The sequence below is a fragment of the Hyphomicrobium sp. genome (genome assembly GCF_020852195.1).
In the GTDB taxonomy this organism is placed as follows: domain Bacteria; phylum Pseudomonadota; class Alphaproteobacteria; order Rhizobiales; family Hyphomicrobiaceae; genus Hyphomicrobium_C.
The window spans coordinates 1-2,731 of sequence record NZ_JADZBI010000153.1 but is presented as its reverse complement, the minus strand read 5'-3'; the positions used below and the strand labels follow the sequence as shown (position 1 = coordinate 2,731).

At 67.4% G+C, this 2,731-nt stretch carries 3 protein-coding genes; 1 reads left to right on the top strand and 2 read right to left on the bottom strand.

The window, feature by feature from the left end; genetic code table 11:
* On the bottom strand, window positions 1-523 hold a 523-nt coding region (locus tag IT540_RS13015; protein WP_291178448.1), incomplete at its 3' end, for a MoxR family ATPase.
* 671 nt (window positions 524-1,194) lie between these two features.
* Between IT540_RS13015 and dksA the strand changes: the two genes are divergently transcribed.
* On the top strand, window positions 1,195-1,560 hold the full coding sequence (dksA, locus tag IT540_RS20835; protein ID WP_366029845.1) for an RNA polymerase-binding protein DksA: 366 nt from the start codon (window positions 1,195-1,197) through the stop codon (window positions 1,558-1,560).
* An 85-nt stretch (window positions 1,561-1,645) separates the two neighbouring features.
* Here the strand turns inward: dksA and IT540_RS13005 are convergent.
* Window positions 1,646-2,731: mechanosensitive ion channel domain-containing protein (locus IT540_RS13005; protein ID WP_291178441.1), on the bottom strand; the 1,086-nt coding region annotated here is incomplete at its 5' end.

Genomic DNA, 2,731 nt, shown 5'->3' with positions numbered 1-2,731 from the left:
GCAGCTCCTTCTCGTTGTTCGAGGTGATGATGACGATCGGGCGCCGCCCGGCGCGTACCGTCTCCCCGGTCTCGTAGACGAAGAACTCCATACGGTCGAGCTCCTGCAGGAGGTCGTTCGGGAACTCGATGTCGGCCTTGTCGATCTCGTCGATGAGCAGCACCGGACGCTTGTCAGCGACGAAGGCGTCCCACAGCTTGCCGCGCTTGATGTAGTTCCTGATGTCCTTGACGCGCGCGTCGCCGAGCTGCCCGTCGCGCAGCCGCGAGACGGCGTCGTACTCGTAGAGCCCCTGCTGGGCCTTGGTCGTCGATTTGATATGCCACTCGATGAGCGGCGCGCCGAGGGCGCGGGCCACCTCGAGCGCGAGCACCGTCTTGCCGGTGCCGGGCTCGCCTTTGACCAGGAGTGGCCGCTCGAGCGTCACGGCCGCGTTGACGGCGACGGTGAGGTCGCGGGTCGCGACGTAGCTCGAGGTGCCCTCGAATCGCCCACCGCCATCCGCTGCGCCAGATCCAGTCATGTGCCGGTGGTCCCTGGGGTTTTTTGCGTGCCAGATCCGTCTTAGGCGGCCGCTCCCGGCTGGGCAAGGAGGGTAAACGGGTGAGAGGGTCGCAGGCCGGCCCGGCCGGGCGCCCGTGGGACATCCTCGTCGTGCCGACGGGGACCGATGCGGCCTCAAAGGAAGCCGGCGCCAAATCGTCCGCAATTTCCGCCACTTGCCAGACTGATTCCCGCACAGCTTTTAACAGTTAAACGTTGGATTTTCTTGACATAAGCGGCCTCTACCGCCAATAGAGCCACGCCGGACGCCGAGGGGGCCCCGAAGCACCTGTGGGATGCGTCGGTGCGGGGGGCGGTTCCGGGTGTCTCGAGCAGGGCGTTCATTGGAGGCCCCATATGAGCAAGCGAGCCACGTCGAAGCCGGCCAAGGCGAAGGCCGCCGTTAAGGCTAAGGCTACGCCGAAAAAGGCCGCTGCAACCCAATCCGCAGCATCCAAAGCGCGCTCCGCTGCAAAGGCACCCGCGAAGACCAAGGCAGTGCCGAAGGCCGCGGCCCCGAAAGCGACGAGCAAGCCCAAAGCGAGGACACGCGCCATCGACAAGGCCCAGGACAAGAAGCTGACCGCGAAAGCGGGCACTTCCACCATCGTGCTTCCGCCCGACTACCGTCCTTCCGAGGACGAGCCGTTCATGAACGAGCGCCACCGCATCTACTTCCGCCAGAAGCTGACCGCCTGGAAGGAGGAGATCATCCGCCAGACCAAGGAGACGCTGGCCGGGCTGCACGAGGACTCGACCCAGCACGCCGACCTCGCCGACCGCGCCACGTCGGAGACGGACCGCGCGCTCGAGCTGCGCGCCCGCGACCGCCAGCGCAAGCTGATTGCCAAGATCGACGCCGCGCTGGCACGCATCGAGGACGGCACCTACGGCTATTGCGAGGAGACCGGCGAGCCGATCGGCCTGAAGCGCCTCGACGCGCGCCCGATCGCGACCCTTTCGCTGGAAGCCCAGGAGCGCCACGAGCGCCGCGAGCGCGTCTACCGCGAGGACTGACGCTTTTTCCCCTGCTGCTATCCCGGCCGAGCACCGCCGCGCCGGCGACGGCGCAGCAGAGCTGCAACCCGGGGTGACGTCCGCGCTACCGTCGCCCGCCTGACTCTGACCCCGGCACCACGACGCCCGCTTGCCGCGCCCGCTCCTCCGCAAGGCGCGTGAGCAGCGTGCGCACCGCATCGAGGTCGCGCAGATGGATGTCGTGCTGCGCATAGGGCATCTCGATGCCCGCCTCGCGGAATGCCTTGAGGATGCTGAAGCGCAGCTCGCTTTGCACCGCTCCCGCCTGCGTCACGTCGGGGATGACCGCGCCGAGCGAGAACTCGAGTGCGTCCGCACCGAAGTTTTCGAGCACGACGCTGGGTGCCGGATGCTGCAGGATGAGCTGGCACTCCGCGCCCACCTTCTGCAGCACCGCGCGCACCGTCTCGGGGTCCGACTGGTAGCCCGCCCGGACCTTCACCGTAACCGTGCTGAGCGCATTGCGATGCGTCCAGTTCGTCACCGACGACGTGATGAGGTCGGAGTTCGGCACGATGAGGCTCGCCTTGTCGCCGGTCTCGATCTCGGTCGAGCGCACCGAGATCCGCCGCACGAATCCTTCCTGTCCCTTGACCGACACGCGGTCGCCGACCTTGATCGGCCGCTCGACGAGGAGGATGAGGCCCGAGACGAAGTTGTTGACGATCGACTGCAGGCCGAAGCCGATGCCGACCGAGAGGGCGCCCGCGACGATGGCGAAGTTCGTGATGTCGAGGCCGGCGTAGGAGACGGCGATGAGCGCGGCCAGAATGAAGCCGCTGTAGCCGATGGCGGTGTGGATCGAGTTCGCGATGCCGGGATCCACGCGCCGCGAGCCGATGAGCGCCCGGTCGATCCATCGTTGCAGCACGCGGGTGACGAACACCAGCGCCACGAAGAGCACGCCGGCGAGCGCAATGCGCGCAAACGAGATGCGGAAATCGCCGACCTCGAAGCCGAAGAGCGCCGCCCGCAGCCAGGCGAAGGCCTCGGGCAGCGAGTAGCCCCACGTCAGCAGGATCAGCGGCAGCGTCAGCAGGGCCAGGGCCGCATTGAGCGTCACCGAGAGCGTGCGCGTCAGCGCCGTGCTCTGGTCGCTGTCGAGGCCGACCTGCTCCTCGAGCACCGTCGAGAGCGGCTTCATGCCCGT